Annotated in this window: 17 protein-coding genes; 13 read left to right on the forward strand and 4 right to left on the reverse strand. The window is 73.2% G+C overall.

The genetic code is table 11. The annotated features are described in order from the left end of the window. Positions 1-4: 4 nt before the first annotated feature. The 10 genes from pdxT (at position 5) to PKA89_RS06920 (ending at position 9,990) form a co-directional block, all read left to right on the forward strand. The gene (gene pdxT / locus PKA89_RS06875; protein ID WP_324417915.1) at positions 5-625 is read left to right on the forward strand and encodes a pyridoxal 5'-phosphate synthase glutaminase subunit PdxT; all 621 of its coding nucleotides are present in this window, start codon (positions 5-7) and stop codon (positions 623-625) included. Next, positions 622-1,380: a YebC/PmpR family DNA-binding transcriptional regulator gene (locus PKA89_RS06880; RefSeq protein WP_324417917.1), complete on the forward strand. Its 759-nt coding sequence runs from the start codon at positions 622-624 to the stop codon at positions 1,378-1,380. The genes pdxT and PKA89_RS06880 overlap by 4 nt, the downstream gene beginning before the upstream one ends. A 90-nt stretch (positions 1,381-1,470) precedes the next feature. Continuing rightward, the gene (gene ruvC / locus PKA89_RS06885; RefSeq protein ID WP_324417919.1) at positions 1,471-1,983 is read left to right on the forward strand and encodes a crossover junction endodeoxyribonuclease RuvC; all 513 of its coding nucleotides are present in this window, start codon (positions 1,471-1,473) and stop codon (positions 1,981-1,983) included. Further along, a complete protein-coding gene (gene ruvA, locus PKA89_RS06890) occupies positions 1,980-2,588 on the forward strand; it encodes a Holliday junction branch migration protein RuvA (RefSeq protein ID WP_324417921.1) in 609 nt (202 codons plus the stop codon). Before ruvC ends, ruvA begins: the two co-directional genes overlap by 4 nt. 32 nt (positions 2,589-2,620) lie before the next feature. Then, positions 2,621-3,706: a Holliday junction branch migration DNA helicase RuvB gene (gene ruvB / locus PKA89_RS06895; RefSeq protein WP_324418031.1), complete on the forward strand. Its 1,086-nt coding sequence runs from the start codon at positions 2,621-2,623 to the stop codon at positions 3,704-3,706. Positions 3,707-3,863: 157 nt separating this feature from the next. Further along, entirely contained in the window at positions 3,864-4,142 is a 279-nt protein-coding gene (gene yajC / locus PKA89_RS06900; RefSeq protein ID WP_324417923.1) for a preprotein translocase subunit YajC, read from the forward strand. 1 nt (position 4,143) lies between these two features. Then, complete coding sequence (gene secD, locus PKA89_RS06905; RefSeq protein WP_324417925.1) at positions 4,144-5,943, forward strand: protein translocase subunit SecD; 1,800 nt, start codon at positions 4,144-4,146, stop codon at positions 5,941-5,943. Beyond that, positions 5,940-7,106 (forward strand): protein translocase subunit SecF, encoded by a 1,167-nt coding sequence (secF, locus tag PKA89_RS06910; RefSeq protein WP_324417927.1) that lies wholly within the window; start codon positions 5,940-5,942, stop codon positions 7,104-7,106. Before secD ends, secF begins: the two co-directional genes overlap by 4 nt. Positions 7,107-7,108: 2 nt before the next feature. Then, the gene (locus tag PKA89_RS06915; protein ID WP_324417928.1) at positions 7,109-7,639 is read left to right on the forward strand and encodes an adenine phosphoribosyltransferase; all 531 of its coding nucleotides are present in this window, start codon (positions 7,109-7,111) and stop codon (positions 7,637-7,639) included. A gap of 20 nt (positions 7,640-7,659) precedes the next feature. Continuing rightward, on the forward strand, positions 7,660-9,990 hold the full coding sequence (locus PKA89_RS06920) for a bifunctional (p)ppGpp synthetase/guanosine-3',5'-bis(diphosphate) 3'-pyrophosphohydrolase (RefSeq protein ID WP_324417929.1): 2,331 nt from the start codon (positions 7,660-7,662) through the stop codon (positions 9,988-9,990). Between the two features lie 9 nt (positions 9,991-9,999). Here the strand turns inward: PKA89_RS06920 and PKA89_RS06925 are convergent, their stop codons facing one another. From PKA89_RS06925 to PKA89_RS06935, 3 genes are all read right to left on the reverse strand, one after another. Then, positions 10,000-11,583 (reverse strand): substrate-binding domain-containing protein, encoded by a 1,584-nt coding sequence (locus PKA89_RS06925; RefSeq protein ID WP_324417931.1) that lies wholly within the window; start codon positions 11,581-11,583, stop codon positions 10,000-10,002. A 117-nt stretch (positions 11,584-11,700) separates the two neighbouring features. Further along, positions 11,701-13,062: a DUF349 domain-containing protein gene (locus PKA89_RS06930; protein ID WP_324417933.1), complete on the reverse strand. Its 1,362-nt coding sequence runs from the start codon at positions 13,060-13,062 to the stop codon at positions 11,701-11,703. Between the two features lie 2 nt (positions 13,063-13,064). Then, the gene (locus tag PKA89_RS06935) at positions 13,065-13,883 is read right to left on the reverse strand and encodes a peptidylprolyl isomerase (RefSeq protein ID WP_324417935.1); all 819 of its coding nucleotides are present in this window, start codon (positions 13,881-13,883) and stop codon (positions 13,065-13,067) included. A 73-nt stretch (positions 13,884-13,956) separates the two neighbouring features. Here PKA89_RS06935 and PKA89_RS06940 point away from each other — a divergent pair, with 73 nt between their 5' ends. Then, positions 13,957-14,658 (forward strand): MBL fold metallo-hydrolase, encoded by a 702-nt coding sequence (locus PKA89_RS06940; RefSeq protein WP_324417937.1) that lies wholly within the window; start codon positions 13,957-13,959, stop codon positions 14,656-14,658. Next, positions 14,655-16,004, forward strand: a complete 1,350-nt coding sequence (gene hisS / locus PKA89_RS06945) for a histidine--tRNA ligase (protein ID WP_324417939.1) — start codon at positions 14,655-14,657, stop codon at positions 16,002-16,004. Before PKA89_RS06940 ends, hisS begins: the two co-directional genes overlap by 4 nt. Positions 16,005-16,134: 130 nt before the next feature. Here the strand turns inward: hisS and PKA89_RS06950 are convergent, their stop codons facing one another. After that, positions 16,135-16,755 (reverse strand): hypothetical protein, encoded by a 621-nt coding sequence (locus tag PKA89_RS06950; protein WP_324417941.1) that lies wholly within the window; start codon positions 16,753-16,755, stop codon positions 16,135-16,137. A gap of 123 nt (positions 16,756-16,878) precedes the next feature. On the opposite strand from PKA89_RS06950, the gene ald reads away from it, so the two are divergent. After that, a complete protein-coding gene (gene ald, locus PKA89_RS06955; RefSeq protein WP_324417943.1) occupies positions 16,879-17,994 on the forward strand; it encodes an alanine dehydrogenase in 1,116 nt (371 codons plus the stop codon). Positions 17,995-18,007 lie beyond the last annotated feature (13 nt).

The raw sequence follows: 18,007 nt of genomic DNA on the forward strand, positions 1-18,007 counted from the left end.
CCCCGTGAGCAACAGCCCGACGATCGGAGTCCTCGCGGTCCAGGGCGACGTCCGCGAGCACCTCGTCGCCCTCGAGCGCAGCGGCGCCGACGCGGTCACGGTCCGCCGTCCCCGCGAGGTCGAGGCGGTCGACGGGCTGGTCCTGCCCGGGGGCGAGTCGACGACCATCGACAAGCTCCTGCGGGCCTTCGACCTCCAGGGGCCGCTCCGCGAGCGGATCGCCGCCGGCCTCCCGGTCTACGGGTCGTGCGCCGGGATGATCCTGCTCGCCGACCGCCTCGCCGACGGCGCGGCCGGTCAGCAGACGCTCGGCGGGATGGACATCCTCGTGCGACGTAACGCGTTCGGGCGGCAGGTCGACTCCTTCGAGGAGGACCTGCACATCCGCGAGCTCGGCGGCGAGCCGGTTCGGGCGGTCTTCATCCGGGCGCCCTGGGTCGAGGAGGCCGGGGAGGCCGTCGAGGTCCTGGCCCGGGTCGAGCACGGACCCGCCGCGGGTAGGATCGTCGCCGCGCGACAGGGGAACCTGCTGGTCACGTCCTTCCACCCCGAGGTGACGGGCGACCACCGGGTGCACCGGCTGTTCGCCGACATCGTGAGACACAGTCTGAGGGAGCTTTCATGAGCGGCCACTCCAAGTGGGCGACCACCAAGCACAAGAAGGCGGCGATCGACGCCAAGCGCGGCAAGCTCTTCGCCAAGCTCATCAAGAACATCGAGGTCGCGGCCCGCCAGGGCGGCGGTGACCCCGCGGGCAACCCGACCCTCTACGACGCGATCCAGAAGGCCAAGAAGTCCTCGGTCCCGAACAGCAACATCGACAACGCGGTCAAGCGCGGCTCCGGCGCGACGGCCGGCGGCGCCGACTGGGAGACCATCACCTACGAGGGGTACGCCCCCGGTGGGGTGGCGGTCCTCATCGAGTGCCTCACCGACAACCGCAACCGCGCGGCCGCCGAGGTGCGCACCGCCCTGACCCGCAACGGTGGCCAGCTCGCCGACCCGGGCTCGGTCTCGTACGTCTTCGACCGCAAGGGCGTCGTCATCGTGCCCAAGACCGAGAAGGAGGAGGACGACCTGCTCGAGATCGTCCTCGAGGCGGGGGCCGAGGAGGTCAACGACAACGGCGACACCTGGGAGATCGTCTCCGAGGCCACCGACTTCGTCGCGGTCCGCAGCGCCCTCCAGGAGGCCGGGGTCGACTACGACTCGGCCGAGGCCTCGTGGGTCCCGAACCTCCAGGTGCCGCTCGACCTCGACGGCGCGAAGAAGATGATCCGCGTCATCGAGGCCCTCGAGGACTCCGACGACGTCCAGGACGTCTTCGCCAACGGCGACATCCCCGACGACGTCCTCGCCGAGCTCGACGCGGAGGACTGAGCGCCCGCGCGCGTGTCGCTGCCCGAGGGCGCCGCGAGCCTCCCGTAGCGTGGTCGCCGAACACGTGTTCTAACCCGTGAAGGAGCCCGCGTGCGCGTCCTCGGCGTCGACCCCGGCCTGACCCGGTGCGGCCTCGGCGTCGTCGACGGTCGACCCGGGCGGGCGAGCATGGTCGCCGTCGGTGTGGTGCGCACGCCCGGGGACGCCGAGCCGGGGGATCGGCTGCTCTACCTCGAGCGCGAGCTCGACGGCTGGCTCGACCGGTTCGCGCCGGAGGTGGTCGCCGTCGAGCGGGTGTTCGCCGACGTCAACGTCGCGAGCGTCATGACCACCGCGCACGCCACTGCCGTCGCGCTGCTCGGCGCCGCCCGCCGCGGCATCCCCGTGGTCTTCCACACGCCGACGGAGGTCAAGGCCGCGGTCACCGGTAGCGGCCGCGCAGACAAGGCGCAGGTCACCGCGATGGTCACCCGCATCCTGGGGCTCGACACGCCGCCGCGGCCGGCCGACGCCGCGGACGCCCTGGCCCTGGCCATCTGCCACGCGTGGCGCGGGGCGCAGGCCGCCCGGCTCGCGGCCCTCGCCGAGGGGAGCCTGCGGTGATCGCCTCGGTCCGGGGCACCGTCGGGCAGGTCGGCCTCGACCGCGTCGTCGTCGAGGTCGGTGGCGTGGGCATGCTGGTCCACACGACCCCGGCCACCGCCGCCGGCTGCCACCGCGGCCAGGAGGCGACGCTCGCGACGACCCTCGTCGTCCGTGAGGACTCGCTGACCCTCTACGGGTTCGCCGGTGCCGCCGAGCGCGACATGTTCGAGACCGTCCAGACGGTCTCCGGTGTCGGGCCCCGGCTCGCCCTCGCGATGCTCTCGGTCATGGGCCCGGACGAGCTCGCCGGGGCGCTGACCGCCGGTGACACGAAGTCGCTCACCGCCATCCCCGGGATCGGGGCGAAGTCCGCGCAGCGGCTGGTCCTCGAGCTGCGCGACAAGGTCGCGCTGGTCCACGGGACGGCCGCCGCCCCGGCACCGAGTGCCACCCCCGCCGGGGCCGGTGAGCCCTGGCGCGAGCAGGTCACCGAGGCCCTCGTGGGGCTCGGCTGGACCGGGAAGCAGGCGGGCGACGCCGTCGAGCGGGTCGCCGCCGACGCCCCGGCCGACGCCGAGGTCGCCACCTACCTGCGCCTGGCCCTGCGGGAGCTGCGCCGGTGAGCGCCGCGGCCGACGACCGCTACCGCAGCGAGATCCGCGAGGCGGACGGCTCGTACGAGGCGACGGCGCGGGTCGTCGACGCCGGCGGCACCGACGACGAGCGGGTCGTCGAGGCCGCGCTGCGCCCGCGCCGGCTCGCCGAGTTCCCGGGCCAGCCCCGGGTCCGCGACCAGCTCGGCCTGGTCCTCGAGGCGGCCCGGCGCCGGGGCAGCCCCCCGGACCACGTCCTGCTCTCCGGTCCGCCGGGGCTGGGCAAGACGACGCTCGCGATGATCGTCGCCGCCGAGCTCGAGCGCCCGATCCGGGTCACGAGCGGCCCGGCCATCCAGCACGCCGGGGACCTCGCCGCGGTGCTGTCCAGCCTCGACGAGGGCGAGGTGCTCTTCCTCGACGAGATCCACCGGATGAGCCGTGCGGCCGAGGAGATGCTCTACCTCGCGATGGAGGACTTCCGGGTCGACGTCGTCGTCGGCAAGGGGCCGGGTGCGACGGCGATCCCGCTCGAGCTGCCGCCGTTCACCGTCGTCGGCGCCACGACCCGGGCCGGGCTGCTGCCGGCGCCGCTGCGCGACCGGTTCGGCTTCACCGGGCACCTCGACTACTACGAGGTCGCCGACCTCGTGACCATCCTGCGCCGCTCGGCCGGACTGCTCGGGGTGCACGCCGACGACGCCGGCGTCACCGAGGTGGCCGGCCGCTCCCGCGGCACGCCACGGATCGCCAACCGCCTGCTGCGCCGGGTCCGCGACTGGGCGCAGGTGCACGGCGACGGCGCCGTCGACCACGACGCCGCCCGGGCTGCCCTCGCCCTCTTCGACGTCGACGACGCGGGGCTCGACCGCCTCGACCGGGCGGTCCTCGAGGCCGTGTGCCGGCGCTTCGGCGGCGGCCCGGTCGGCCTGTCGACCCTCGCGGTCGCCGTCGGCGAGGAGGCCGACACCGTCGAGACGGTGGCCGAGCCCTACCTCGTCCGGGAGGGCTACCTCACCCGCACGCCCCGCGGTCGGGCCGCCACCGCGACGGCCTGGCGCCACCTCGGCCTGCGACCCCCGGCCGACGCCCCGCAGCAGAGCGTCCTCCCACTCGGTGACGACGGCCCGGGGCGGCTCGGCGGCTGATCCGCGCGTCCACGGCGTCCCGGGCACGCGGGAGTGGCCCACTTCGTTGGTGAGGTGTCCGGCTCTCGCCTACAGTGGGTCCTCGGCCCGGGCGCGTCCGGGCCGATCCACTGTTCACCACCGCGCGGGGGACCCCCGCTCCGAAGGACCTACTCCGATGTCTGACGGCTCCGGCTCCGGCCTCGCCTACCTCGTCATCCTGGGACTGCCGTTCCTGCTCCTCGTCTGGATGTTCATCAGCCAGCGGAACCGGTCCAAGCAGGTGCAGACCCTCCAGTCCTCGCTCGAGGTGGGGGAGGAGGTCGTGACGACCTCCGGCCTCTACGGGACGATCACCGCCCTCGACGACACCGTCGCGACGCTCGACGTCGGGAACGGGGTGTCGATGCGGTTCGACCGCCGCGCCATCGGGATGCGCGCCCCCGAGGCGGTCTGAGGTGGCCGGCCCCGCACCGCGCACCGCCGCCCGGCGCGCCCTCATCGCGCTGACCGTCCTCGTCGCCGTCCTCGGCGGCCTGCTCGGCTACTCGATCGCCTGGGGCGACGGCCAGGCCACCCCGAAGCTGGGCCTCGACCTCAAGGGCGGCACCCAGATCATCCTCGAGCCGCGCACCAACGCCGGCCAGTCGGTCTCCGCGCAGCAGATCAACCAGGCCCGCGACATCATCGTCCAGCGCGTCGACGCCAACGGCGTCTCCGGCGCCGAGGTGACGACCCAGGGCGACCGGAACATCGTCGTCAGCATCCCCGAGATCCCCACGCAGGCCGTCCGCAACGCGATCAGCAAGTCCTCGCAGATGCAGTTCCGGCCGGTCCTCGCGCTGACCAGCGGTGTGCCCGTGCCGACCGGCTCGGCGTCGCCGGGCCCGAGCGGCTCCCCGAGCCCGTCCGCCTCACCGAGCGCGAGCCCGAGCGCCGGCGGCGAGGCGGTCTCGCCGGCCCCGAGCGCCTCCGCGACGAACAACAGCGCGGTCAACGACGCGCTGACCGCGACGACCCCGAGCCCGAGCGCCTCGGCGACCCCGAGCCCCTCGGCGTCCCCGAGCCCGGGTGCGAGTGCCAACTCCGGCACCTCGGCCCCGAAGGGCCCGACCGACCTCGCCTGGATCACCCCGGACGTGCAGCAGGCCTACGACGCGCTCAACTGCTCCGACCCCAAGGCGCTGGAGAACATCCAGGACGTCGCCACCAAGCCGCTCGTCACGTGCTCCGACGACGGCGCGACGAAGTACATCCTCGGCCCGGTCGCCGTCTCCGGCGACAAGATCTCCGACGCCAGCGCCGGCTACCAGACCAACCAGCAGGGGACGGTCACGAGCACGGTCGAGATCGCGCTGACCTTCAACGGCGAGGGCACCAAGCAGTACGCCGACATCAGCCGGACGATGGTCACCCTGCCGTCGCCGCAGAACCAGCTGGCCACGGTCCTCGACTCGCGGGTCATCGTCGCGCCGTACTTCCAGAGCGCCATCCCCAACGGCAAGGCGAGCATCACCGGCAACTTCACGCTCGACTCGGCCAAGGCCCTGGCCGACCAGCTGAAGTTCGGCGCGCTGCCGCTGTCGTTCGTCGAGCAGTCGACCGTCGACATCAGCCCCACGCTCGGCAGCGAGCAGCTGCAGTTCGGGTTCGTCGCCGGTCTCGTCGGCCTCCTGCTCGTCGTCGTCTACTCGCTGTTCCAGTACCGCGTCCTCGGTTTCGTGACCATCTCGTCGATCGTCGTGGCCGGCCTGCTCACCTACCTGACCATCACGGTGCTCGGCTGGGCGCAGAACTACCGCCTCGACATGGCCGGCGTCACCGGCCTCATCGTCGCCATCGGCTTCACCGCCGACAGCTTCATCGTCTACTTCGAGCGGGTCCGCGACGAGCTGCGCGAGGGACGGTCCCTGGCCAGCGCCGTCGAGACCGGGTGGAACCGGGCCAAGCGCACGGTCCTCATCGCCGACGGCGTCAACTTCCTCGCCGCGATCGTGCTCTACCTGCTCGCCAGCTCGAGCGTGCGCGGCTTCGCGTTCACGCTCGGCCTGACGACACTCATCGACGTCCTCGTCGTCTTCTGGTTCACCCACCCGCTGCTCACCCTGCTGACCCGGCTGCCGTTCTTCCGCGACGGCCACCGGCTCTCCGGGCTCGACCCGCGGCGGCTCGGGGCCAAGACCCGCACGTACGCGGGCCGCGGGAGGTTCACCCCCGTGACGCCCGCCGTCCGCGAGACCGAAGGGAGCCGGGCGTGAGCACCTCCTTCGCCGACTTCGGCAACGACCTCTACACCGGCAAGCGCTCGATCCCGGTCGTCGCGAGCCGCCGGAGGTTCTACCTCGGCTCGCTCGTCCTCATCGTCGTCGCGCTGCTCGGGCTCGGCGTCCAGCACCTCAACCTCGGCCTCGAGTTCCGGGGTGGCTCGGAGTTCCGGGTCGCCACGACGTCGGTCCCCTCGGGGTACGAGAAGACCGCACGCGACGCGGTCGGCGCCTCCGAGGGCGAGCAGGGCGTCAACGTCACGCTCGTCGGCAACAACACGGTGCGCGTCCAGACCGAGAAGCTCACCGACACCGACAGCCAGCAGGTGCGGGGCTCGCTCGCCAAGGCCTTCGGGGTCCCGGAGGACAACGTCTCGGCGACCTTCATCGGCCCGTCGTGGGGTGCCTCGGTCAGCGGTCAGGCGCTGCGGGCGCTCGTCATCTTCCTCATCGCGGTGGTGCTGATGCTCAGCATCTACTTCCGCAACTGGAAGATGGCGCTCGCCTCGCTCGTCGCCCTCGTCCACGACCTCGTCATCACGGTCGGCATCTACGCGCTCGTCGGCTTCGAGGTCTCCCCGGCGACGATGATCGGCTTCCTCACCGTCCTCGGCTACAGCCTCTACGACACGGTCGTCGTCTTCGACAAGGTCCGGGAGAACACCAACGAGGCCTTCGCGAACGGCCGGATGACCTACGCGCAGGCGGCCAACCTCGCGGTCAACCAGACGATGGTCCGCTCGATCAACACGACGGTCATCGGCCTGCTGCCGATCACGGCCGTGCTCGTCATCGGCTCGATCTTCCTCGGGCCGGGCGTCCTCGTCGACCTCTCCCTCGTCCTCTTCGTCGGCATCCTCGTCGGGGCCTACTCCTCGATCTTCATCGCGACGCCGGTGCTCGTCTCGCTGCGGCGCAAGGACGCCGCGGTCGTCGACCTCGCCAGGCGGGCCGAGCGGACCCAGGCGAAGAAGGCGCGCGACGTCGCGGCCGCGGAGGAGGCGAGCGCGCGCGGCGAGGCGGTCCCCGCGAGCACCCTCGTCGGTGGCGCGGCCGAGCGCGAGGAGGGCGAGACGCTCACCGGGCGCACCGTGCACCAGTACGCCCGCTCGGGCCCGCGCAACCAGCCGCGGCGCACCCCGAAGTCCAAGCGCTGACGGTGCCCGAGGCGGTCTCGCGGGTCGTCGCGCGCTCGTTGCGCGACGTCGCCGACTTCCCGCAGCCAGGTGTGGTGTTCAAGGACATCACGCCCCTGCTCGCCGACCCCGCCGCGTTCGGGACGGTCGTCGACGCCCTCGCCGACGGCCGGCGCGGGGAGGTCGACCTCGTCGCCGGGGTCGAGGCGCGCGGCTTCGTCGTGGGCGCCGCCCTGGCGCACGCGATGGGCGTCGGGTTCGTGCCGGTCCGCAAGGCCGGCAAGCTGCCCGGCGACACCGTCGCCGCGTCGTACGACCTCGAGTACGGGTCGGCGACCATCGAGGTGCACGCCGACGCCGTCCCGACCGGCGCGCGCGTCGTCCTCGTCGACGACGTCCTCGCGACCGGCGGCACGGCCCTCGCCGCGTGGGACCTCCTCGAGCGGGTCGGCGCCCGGGTCGTCGGGTTCGACTGCGTGGTCGAGCTGGCCTTCCTCGGCGGTCGGTCGCGGCTGGGCGAACGGGCCGTGAGAGCGCTGCACGTCGTCTCCTGAGCCGCGTCTAGACTCACTCCATGGCGGAGCACACGACGGCCGCCACCTCGGGGAACACCGCGGCCGGGGTGGGTTCCCGGGCCAGGGCGCGGGCCGCCCTCGCGCGGGTCGGGCGCAACCGGCCGCCGAGCAACCCGGTGCTCGAGCCGCTGCTGCAGATCGTCCGCAGCACGCACCCGAAGGCCGACATCGCGCTCGTCGAGCGGGCCTACGCCGTCGCCGAGCGGGCGCACCAGGGCCAGAAGCGGCGCAGCGGCGACGACTACATCACCCACCCGCTCGCGGTGACGACCATCCTCGCCGAGCTCGGCATGACCCCGACGACCCTCGCGGCGGCCCTGCTCCACGACACCGTCGAGGACACCGCCTACAGCCTCGAGGCACTGCGCCGCGACTTCGGCGACGAGATCGCGATGCTCGTCGACGGGGTGACCAAGCTCGACAAGGTCACCTACGGCCAGGCCGCCCAGGCCGAGACGGTGCGCAAGATGGTCGTCGCGATGGCCCGCGACATCCGGGTGCTCGTCATCAAGCTCGCCGACCGGCTGCACAACGCGCGCACCTGGCGCTACGTCTCCCAGGAGAGCGCGCAGCGCAAGGCCAAGGAGACCCTCGAGATCTACGCGCCGCTCGCGCACCGACTCGGGATGAACACCATCAAGTGGGAGCTCGAGGACCTCTCGTTCCAGACCCTCTACCCGAAGGTCTACGACGAGATCGTCCGGCTCGTCGCCGAGCGCGCCCCGGCCCGCGAGGAGTACCTCACCGAGGTCCGCGACGAGGTGGGCTCCGACCTGCGCGCGGCGAAGATCAAGGCGACGGTCACCGGGCGGCCGAAGCACTACTACTCCGTGTACCAGAAGATGATCGTCGGCGGTCGCGACTTCGACCAGATCTACGACCTCGTCGCGGTCCGCGTCCTCGTCGACACCGTCCGCGACTGCTACGCGGCGCTCGGCGCCCTCCACGCGCGGTGGAACCCGGTCCCGGGCCGGTTCAAGGACTACATCGCGATGCCGAAGTTCAACATGTACCAGTCGCTGCACACGACGGTCATCGGGCCGGGGGGCAAGCCGGTCGAGATCCAGATCCGCACGCACGACATGCACCGGCGGGCGGAGTACGGCGTCGCGGCGCACTGGAAGTACAAGGAGGACCCGGCCGAGAAGGGGACCAAGACCCCGGGCGCCCTGGTCCGCGACGGGCACGCCGAGCCGGGCGGCGACATGGCGTGGCTGCGCCAGCTGCTCGACTGGCAGAAGGAGACCGCCGACCCCGGCGAGTTCCTCGAGTCGTTGCGCTTCGAGATCACGGCGAGCGAGGTCTACGTCTTCACCCCGAAGGGCCAGCTCGTCGGCCTGCCGGCCGGGGCGACGCCGGTCGACTTCGCCTACGCGGTCCACACGGAGGTCGGCCACCACTGCATCGGCGCCCGCGTCAACGGGCGGCTCGTCCCGCTCGAGTCGCGCCTCGACAACGGCGACGTCGTCGAGGTCCTCACCTCCAAGGCCGACTCCGCCGGTCCCTCTCGCGACTGGCTCCACTTCGTGCGCTCCGCCCGGGCCCGCAACAAGATCAAGCACTGGTTCACCAAGGAACGCCGCGAGGAGATGATCGAGGAGGGCAAGGAGGCCCTCGCCAAGGCGATGCGCAAGCAGGGCCTGCCCCTCCAGCGACTCACCTCGGTCGAGTCCCTCACCGGCGTCGCCGAGGAGCTGCGCCACCCGGGCATCGACGCCCTGTACGCGGCCGTCGGGGAGGGTCACGTCTCGGCCCAGCACGTCGTCTCCCGGCTCGTGGCCTCGGTGGGCGGCGAGGAGGGGGCCAGCGAGGACATCGCCGAGGCCGCCTCCCCGGTGCTCACCCGCCCCCGGTCCCGCCGGTCCGGGGACCCCGGCGTCGTCGTCAAGGACATGTCGGACGTCTGGGTCAAGCTCGCCCGGTGCTGCACCCCGGTCCCCGGTGACGACATCCTCGGCTTCGTCACCCGCGGCAACGGCGTCTCGGTGCACCGTCGCGACTGCACGAACGCCGACTCCCTCCTCGCCCAGCCGGACAAGATCATCGAGGTGGAGTGGGCGCCCACGTCGGGCAGCCTGTTCCTCGTCCAGCTCCAGGTCGAGGCGCTCGACCGCTCGCGGCTGCTCTCCGACGTCACGCGGGTCATCTCGGACCACGGTGTCAACATCCTCTCGGCGTCGGTGCAGACCTCCCGTGACCGGGTCGCGGTGCTGCGCTTCACCTTCGAGATGGGCGACCCCGGCCACCTCGGCCACGTCATCCGGGCGGTGCAGCGGGTCGAGGGCGTCCTCGACGCCGAGCGCGTCACCGGGGGCCGGCGCGAGCGCTGAGCCGGCCGGTCAGCCCTTCGGCAGCCGTCGCAGCAGCATCGTCACGTAGACGTTCGCGATGTCCTGCGGCGTCGAGATGACGAACACCGCGCCGCCGCCCCCGCCGCCGCGCGGGACCGCCGCCGCCACCGGCGCCAGGGCCTTCGCGTCGACGCCCCCCATCCCGATGAGCAGGACGGTGACCGGTTTGTCGGCGTCCGCCCGCTTGGCCAGGTCGGCCCTGAGGGCGGCGAGGCTCAGCCCGCCGGTCGTGTCGTCGTTGACCCCGTCGGTGAAGATCGCGACGAGGTTGACCGCCTGCGGGTCGTAGCCGGCCAGGACGGAGGCGTAGGCGGCGTCGAGGGTGTCGTACAGGCCGGTGTCACCCCCGAGCCGGGAGCCGAGCGAGCCGAGGGCGAAGGACAGCTTCGAGCGCTGGTCGTTCGCGCCCAGGCGGGCGACCGGCTCGAGCTCGGTCCAGTCGCGTGTGCCCTTCTGCGCGGTCGAGAACGTCCACAGCCCGACCGCGTTGTGGTCGGCGAGCAGCTGGACGGCCCCCGAGGCCGCCCGGCTGGCGACCGCGATCCGTGAGCCGCCGCCCACGGCCGACGGGTTGCTCATCGACCCGCTGGTGTCGATGACGGTGAGCAGCCGGGTCGGACGGTCGATGGCGGCCCACATCTGCTGGGCCGCCTCGACCTGCTCGGGGGAGGGGGTCGCGGTGAGCGCCTCGGCGGGCGGGCCGCCGTCGACGACGGGGGAGAGGTCGTCGGGTGTGCGGAACCCGGCCTCCCGCAGCAGCTTTCGCCCGGCCGTCGAGGTGAGGGCCCGGGCCAGGGCCGCGACCGGCTCCTTCGGGGAGCTCGCGCTCGTGACGAGCGGGAACTCCAGCGGTGGCGTCGCGGACGCCGGTACCCGCACGGTGAGGTCGGCGACGGCCGCCGCCTTGACCTGCTGCTCGGTCGTCGGGAAGAGGGAGGCGTCGGACTGCCCGGCGTGCACCGAGAGGAGGGTGTCCTCCGGGACGACGCGGCTGAGCATCCCCCCGACGCCGGAGAGCGCGGCCGAGCGCTGCGCGGCCGGCATCGCGTCGATCTCGGCGAGCCCGACCATCAGCGCGACGCTGCCGACGGTCGAGGTGTTCGGGTCGGGCAGGCGGCAGGCCTCGGTGACGATGGTCTGCCCCCACCGGACCGGGTTCGGGGCGCGGGTGCCCTTCGGCACGGCGAGGACCACCGGGGTCACGGCAACGGGTGCCGAGACGGTGAGCCCCTGGGTCCCGGAGGCGACCTGCTCGGCGAGCAGCCGGGAGTCCGGCAGCCACGCGGCCGGTGCTCCCGTGCCGCCGGCCTCGAACCGGCGGGCGGTCGCGGTCGCCGGCTCCGCGGTCACCGTGAAGGTCGCGCACGCGCTGGTGACGGTGCGCACGACCGACTCCACGGCGTCGCGCATCGCCGGCGTCGTCGTGACCCGGACGGCGGTCGGGGAGGTGCAGGTCAGGGCCGTCGTCGTCGTGCCCGGTCCGAGCCGCTCCCAGGCCTGCCAGCCGCCGACGCCGAGGACGGCGGCGAGGCCGAGCACCCCGAGGACGCTCGCCGAGCGACCCCGCTGCACGGTGCCACCGTGTCGACCCATGGCTCACGACCTCCCTGCCCGCGTGCCCGGCAGCACGCCGGGCACATCCTGCCGTGTGCGGGGCGCACGGGAAAGGGGGTGCAGGTGTGAAGTGGGTCAGCCGCCGAACTCGTCGAGGCCGGCGCGGGCCTGGTCGAGCCACTGCTGCTGGGCAGCCAGCCGCTCGCGCGCGGCGGCGGCCTTCGTGGCGTCACCGGCGGTCTCGGCCTTGGCGACCTCGGCCTCGGCCTTCGCGACCGACGCCTCGAGCTGGTCGACCATGCTCTGCGCCCGGGCCGAGAGCTCGGGGTTGGTCGAGCGCCACTTCTTCTCGTCGGCCTCCCGGACGGCGGTCTCGACGCGGCGCAGCCGCTTCTCGACCCGCTCGAGGTCGCCGCGGGGGACCTTGCCCGCCGCCTCCCAGCGTTCCTGGACACCCCGCAGCGCGGTCTTGGCCGCCTCCACGTCGGTGACCGGCAGCAGGGCCTCGGCCTCGACGAGCAGCTCCTCCTTGACGGCGAGGTTGCCGCGGAACTCCTCGTCCTCGACGGCCGCCGCGGTGTCCTTCGCGGTGAAGAACGCGTCCTGGGCCGCCCGGAACCGCTCCCACAGCGCGTCGTCGTCGTGGCGGCTGGCCCGCCCCGCCTGGCGCCAGCGGTCCATCAGCTGCTTGTACGCGCGTGCGGTGGGGGCCCAGTCCGTGCTCGTCGCGAGCGCCTCGGCCTCGGCGACGAGGGACTCCTTGGTCGCCTTCGCGTCGGCGCGGGTGCTCTCGAGCTCGGCGAACCAGGCGCGGCGCGCCTTGTCGAAGGTGTTGCGGGCGTGGCTGAAGCGCTGCCAGAGCGCGGTCTCGGTCGGCTTGTCGAGCTTCGCGGCGCTGCGCTGGTGCTGCTTCCAGTCCTCGAGCAGGGCCCGCATCCGCTCCCCGCTCTGCTTCCACTGGGTGCTGCCGGCCGGCTGGGCCGCGATCGACTCGGCCTCGGCGACGATGGCCTCGCGGGCGGTGGCCGCCTCGGCGCGGGCCACCCGGCGGTGCTCGGCCTCGGCGGCGCGCTTGGCCTCCAGGCCGCCCTCGACGCGCTCGACGGTGCCGTGCAGCGCGGCCAGGTCGCCGACGACGTGGGCCTGCTCGACGTGCTCCTTGAGGGTGGCGAGGCCGTCGGCGACCTCCTTGGCCGAGACGTCGGGGTTGGCCAGCCGGGCCTCGAGCAGTTCGGCGGACGCGGCGAGCTCGTCGTACTTGCGGGCGAAGTACTGCAGCGCCTCCTCGGGGCTGGCCCCCGGGTAGGCGCCCACCTCGCGCTCCTCGTCACCGACCGTCACGAAGACGTGGCCGGACTCGTCGACCCGTCCGAAGCGGGCGGAGTCGGAGTGTGGCGCCGGGGCCACCGGCGGCGCGACCGGGCGGGCGGCCACGCGGCGCGCGAGCGCGGCCGGCGACGGCACGGGCGGACGGGGGACGGGCTGGTCCTCGGACACGGTCAGGACTTCTCCTCGGTGACAGCAACCCGCAGGATGCTGATCGGTGCGGCCGGTGCGCCGTCGTCGGGGGAGGTGTCGTTGGGTGCGACCCCTTCCGCGGCGACCCGGTCGACGATATCCAACCCCGAGGTGACCGTGCCGAACACGGTGTACCCGCTCGGGTCGGGGATCTTCGTGTCGCCGTAGACGATGAAGAACTGGCCGCCGTTGCCGTTCTTCGGGTCGGTGGTGCGGGCCATGGCGAGCGTCCCGCGCGTGTATGTGCCGTCCTTCGGGGCGTTCTCGACGCCGAAGCCGTAGCCCGGCTCGCCCTGGCCGGTGCCGGTCGGGTCACCGCACTGGAGGACCTTGAAGGTCGCGCCGGTCGTGAGGCGGTGGCACGGGGAGTTCTTCCAGTACTGCTCGCGGGCGAGCTGGAGGAAGGACGCGACCGCCTGCGGTGCCTTCGTGCCGTCGAGCCGCACGACGAGGTCGCCGCAGTTGGTCGTGATCGTCGCGGTGAACGTCTTGCCGGCCGCGGTCTTCTTGTCCGGGAGGGTGAGCTCGGCGCCCGTCCCGAGCGGAGAGGGGGGCGGCTGGCACCCGGCGACGACCTCGGTCGACTGGTTGTCCTTGCCCGCGCCCGCCGCGTCGGACGTGCCCGAGGAGCGCCCGACGGTGAGTCCGAGGACGACGAGCAGACCGACGACGAGGACGACGACGCCGCCGACGGAGGCGACCCGCAGCAGCCGGGCGCGGTCGGCCTCGCGCTGCGCCTGACGGGCCTGCTGCTTCTCCCAGCGCCGGCGGGCCCGTGCGCGTTCCTGCTTCCTGGTCACCCCGTGGTCCTTCGTCGTCGTCGAACGAACAGCGGCGCCCAGTGTAGGCAGAGGCCGCCGTTAGGCTCGCCGCGTGCTCGCCGTCGCCTTCCCCGCCGCCGCCTTCGGGACCAACTGCTACGTCCTCGCGCCCGGTCCGGGCGAGGAGTGCCTCGTCGTCGACCCCGGCATCGGGGTCGAGGACACCCTGCGCGACGTGCTCGCCGAGCACCGGCTCCGACCGGCCGCGGTGCTGCTCACCCACGGCCACCTCGACCACGTCTACTCGGTGACCCCCGTGTGCGGGGGCCGGACCGCGGCGTACGTGCACGCCGAGGACCGGTACCGGCTCACCGACCCGCTCACGAGCATCGACCCCGGCACGCTGGCGATGATGGAGGCGCAGTTCGGTCAGCGGGCGACGTGGCGCGAGCCGGAGCGGGTCGTCGACGTCGCCGACGGCCAGCGCCTCGACCTCGCCGGCCTCGGGGTCGACGTCCTCCACGCCCCGGGGCACACCGAGGGGTCGGTCATGTTCGCGCTCGACGTCGTCCCCGACGGGCTCCCGGCCGAGGAGGGACTGGACCGCACGGTCGTCTCGGGCGACGTGCTCTTCGCCGGCTCGATCGGCCGCACCGACCTGCCCGGCGGCGACGGGGCCGCGATGCAGCGGTCGCTGCGTGACGTCGTCCTCCCGCTGCCGGACTCCACCCTCGTCCTCACCGGCCACGGCCCGGCCACGACGATGCGCCGCGAGCGGGCCACCAACCCCTACCTGCGAGGATTGACCGCGTGAACGCGCCCGCCACCAAGGTCACCCCGATCTCGGGCTTCCCCGAGCTCCTGCCCGCCGATCGGCTCCTCGAGCTGCACTTCCTCGACGTCATCCGCGAGGTCTTCGAGCTGCACGGCTTCGCCCCGCTCGAGACCCGGGCGGTCGAGCCGGTCGAGCGGCTGCTCGGCAAGGGCGGCGACGCCGACAAGGAGATCTACGGCATCAGCCGGCTGGCCGGTGACGACAGCGGCCGGGATGCCGCGCTCGGCCTGCACTTCGACCTCACCGTGCCGTTCGCCCGGTACGTGCTCGAGAACGCGGGGAGGCTGGCGTTCCCGTTCCGCCGCTACCAGGTGCAGAAGGTCTGGCGCGGCGAACGGCCCCAGGAGGGCCGGTTCCGCGAGTTCACCCAGGCCGACATCGACGTCGTCGACGTCGGCGAGCTCGCGCCGCACTTCGAGGCCGAGATGCCGCTCGTCATCGCCGAGGCGTTCGGCCGCCTGCCGGTGGGGGAGTTCCGCATCCAGGTGAACAACCGCAAGATCCCCGAGGGCTTCTTCCTCGGGATCGGGCTCACCGACGTCGTCACCACCCTGCGCATCGTCGACCGGCTCGCTCGCGTGGGGCCGGGCCCGGTGGCCGAGATGCTCGTCGAGTCGGGTGCGTCCGAGGACCAGGCGCGGCTGGTGCTGGAGCTGGCCGGCATCCGCGCCGACGACCTGTCCTTCGTGGAGGCCGTGCGCTCGCTCGGTGTCTCGCACCCGACCCTCGACGAGGGGCTCGAGGCGCTCTCGGCCGTCATCGCGGCCGGGATGGAGCAGGCGCCCGGCGTGCTCGTCGCCGACCTCAGCATCGCCCGCGGGCTCGACTACTACACCGGCACGGTCTACGAGACCCAGCTCGTGGGGTCGGAGTCGTGGGGGTCGGTCTGCTCCGGTGGGCGGTACGACTCCCTCGCCTCGGACGGTCGCACGACCTATCCCGGCGTCGGCATCTCGATCGGCCTGACCCGGCTCGTGCACCTGCTCGTGACCAAGCGCGGGCTCACCGCGAGCCGGTCGACGCCGGCGGCGGTCCTCGTGGCCGTCAACGACGAGGAGTCGCGCGGTCGTTCGCGCGCCGTGGCGGCGGCGCTGCGGGCCAACGGCATCCCGTGCGAGGTGGCGCCGAGCGCGGCGAAGTTCGGCAAGCAGATCCGCTACGCCGACCGGCGCGGCATCCCCTTCGTGTGGTTCCCCGGCGCGGGCGACGACGGCGGCGACCAGGTCAAGGACATCCGCTCCGGGGAGCAGGTCGACGCCGACGCCACGACGTGGGAGTGCCCGGCGGCCGACCTGCGCCCGACCGTCGTCCCGCCCCCCGCCTGACCCCACCCGTCCCTCGCGTATCGGGTGACCCGATAACGCGGCGCTTCGCCCGGGAACGGTTCCGGGGTGGAGCGCGGTCGTATCGGGTGACCCGATACGCGTGTGACCCGGGGCCGGGGCCGGGGCGTCGTCAGGCCGGCGGGCTGGGCGGGGGCGGGCGCAGCCCCGACTCCCGCAGCTCGAGGACGGCCAACGCCCGCACGACGTCCGGCTCACCACGCCGCCACGCCCCCGCCGGGTCGTCGCAGATGCGGGCGAGCCGCGTCATCGGCTGGTTCGCCATGGCCCGCAGGGCGAAGAGGTCGAGGTCCGGGGCCGCGTCGACGAAGCGCTGGGCCGCGGTCGCGCGGCGCGCGAACCGCCACCGGAGCAGCAGCCACGTGGCGACGACGAGGAGGATCGGCGCGAGCGCCACGACGAGGCCGAGCAGGGTCGCGAGGCGCTCGACCGCGCCCACGAGGTCGCGGCCCGCCGACGCGAAGTCGTCGCCGATCCCGGCGGCCGAGCGGAACGGCGCCGCGACCCGGTCGTCGAGCAGCGGCAGGCCGTCGACCGAGTTGCCCGCGTCGGTCATCCGGCCACGGAAGCCGGTGCCGGCGGCCTCGAGCCGGCGGCCCGGCTCGGCGAGGGTCAACGTCGTCTCGTGGACCCGCTGGCCGACCCGGACCCAGAGGTAGACCCAGCCGACGACACCGACGTCGGCGAGCACCTGCGCGGTGCGTCGGGCGGGCAGGTCGCTGTAGAGCTTCACGGGGGTCCTCCCTGGTTCGGGGCCGGTCGGGCCAGCACTAGACTTCCATCGCGCTCCAGCCGAAAGGCGGCTCCGTGGGCAACGACGCCCGCGGCCCTCGACACGAGACAGGCACAGATCACCGTGAAGGTCGGCATCCCCACCGAGGTCAAGAACAACGAGTTCCGGGTCGGCATCACGCCGGTCGGCGTCAACGAGCTGGTCCGCCGCGGCCACGAGGTCCTCGTCCAGCAGGGCGCCGGCCTCGGGTCCTCGATCACCGACGACGAGTACGTCGCCCAGGGCGCGCGCATCGTCGGCGACGCCGACGACGTCTGGGGCGACGCCGACATGGTGATGAAGGTCAAGGAGCCGGTCGCGGAGGAGTACCACCGCCTCCGCGAGGGACTCACCCTCTTCACCTACCTCCACCTCGCCGCCGACGAGCCGCTGACCCGCGAGCTCGTCGAGAAGAAGGTCACGGCGATCGCCTACGAGACCGTGCAGCTGCCGTCCGGCCTGCTGCCGCTGCTCTACCCGATGTCCGAGGTCGCCGGCTGTCTCGCACCGCAGGTCGGCGCCCACGCGATGATGAAGGCGCAGGGCGGGCGCGGCGTCCTCATGGGCGGCATCGGCGGCGTGGCCAACGCCAACGTCGTCGTCCTCGGCGCCGGCGTCGCGGGCCAGAACGCGGCGAACATCGCGCTCGGGATGGGCGCCAACGTCACCCTCCTCGACACCGACCTCGACAAGCTCCGGATGAGCTTCTGGCGCTACGACAACCGGGTGGCCCAGATCGCGTCCTCGGCGATGTCGGTGCGCGAGCAGGTGCTCGAGGCCGACCTCGTCATCGGCACCGTCCTCATCCCCGGCGCCAAGGCGCCCAAGCTGGTCACCGACGAGATGGTCAGCCAGATGAAGCCCGGCTCGGTGCTCGTCGACGTCGCCATCGACCAGGGTGGGTGCTTCGAGAACAGCCGGCCGACGACCCACGCCGACCCGACCTTCCCGGTGCACGACTCGGTCTACTACTGCGTGGCGAACATGCCCGGCGCGGTGCCGCACACCTCGACGTGGGCGCTGACCAACGCCACCCTCTCCTACGCCACCAAGCTCGCCGACCAGGGCTGGCTCGAGGCCTCCCGCGCCGACCGCGCCCTCGCCCTCGGCCTCAACACGCACGCCGGCCACATCACCTACGGCGCGGTGGCCGAGGCCTTCGGGATGGACAGCATCTCCCTCGACGAGGCGCTCTCCTGACCGCGAGCGACCC

Origin of the sequence: Phycicoccus sp. (assembly GCF_035325325.1) — a bacterium.
GTDB lineage: Bacteria > Actinomycetota > Actinomycetes > Actinomycetales > Dermatophilaceae > Phycicoccus.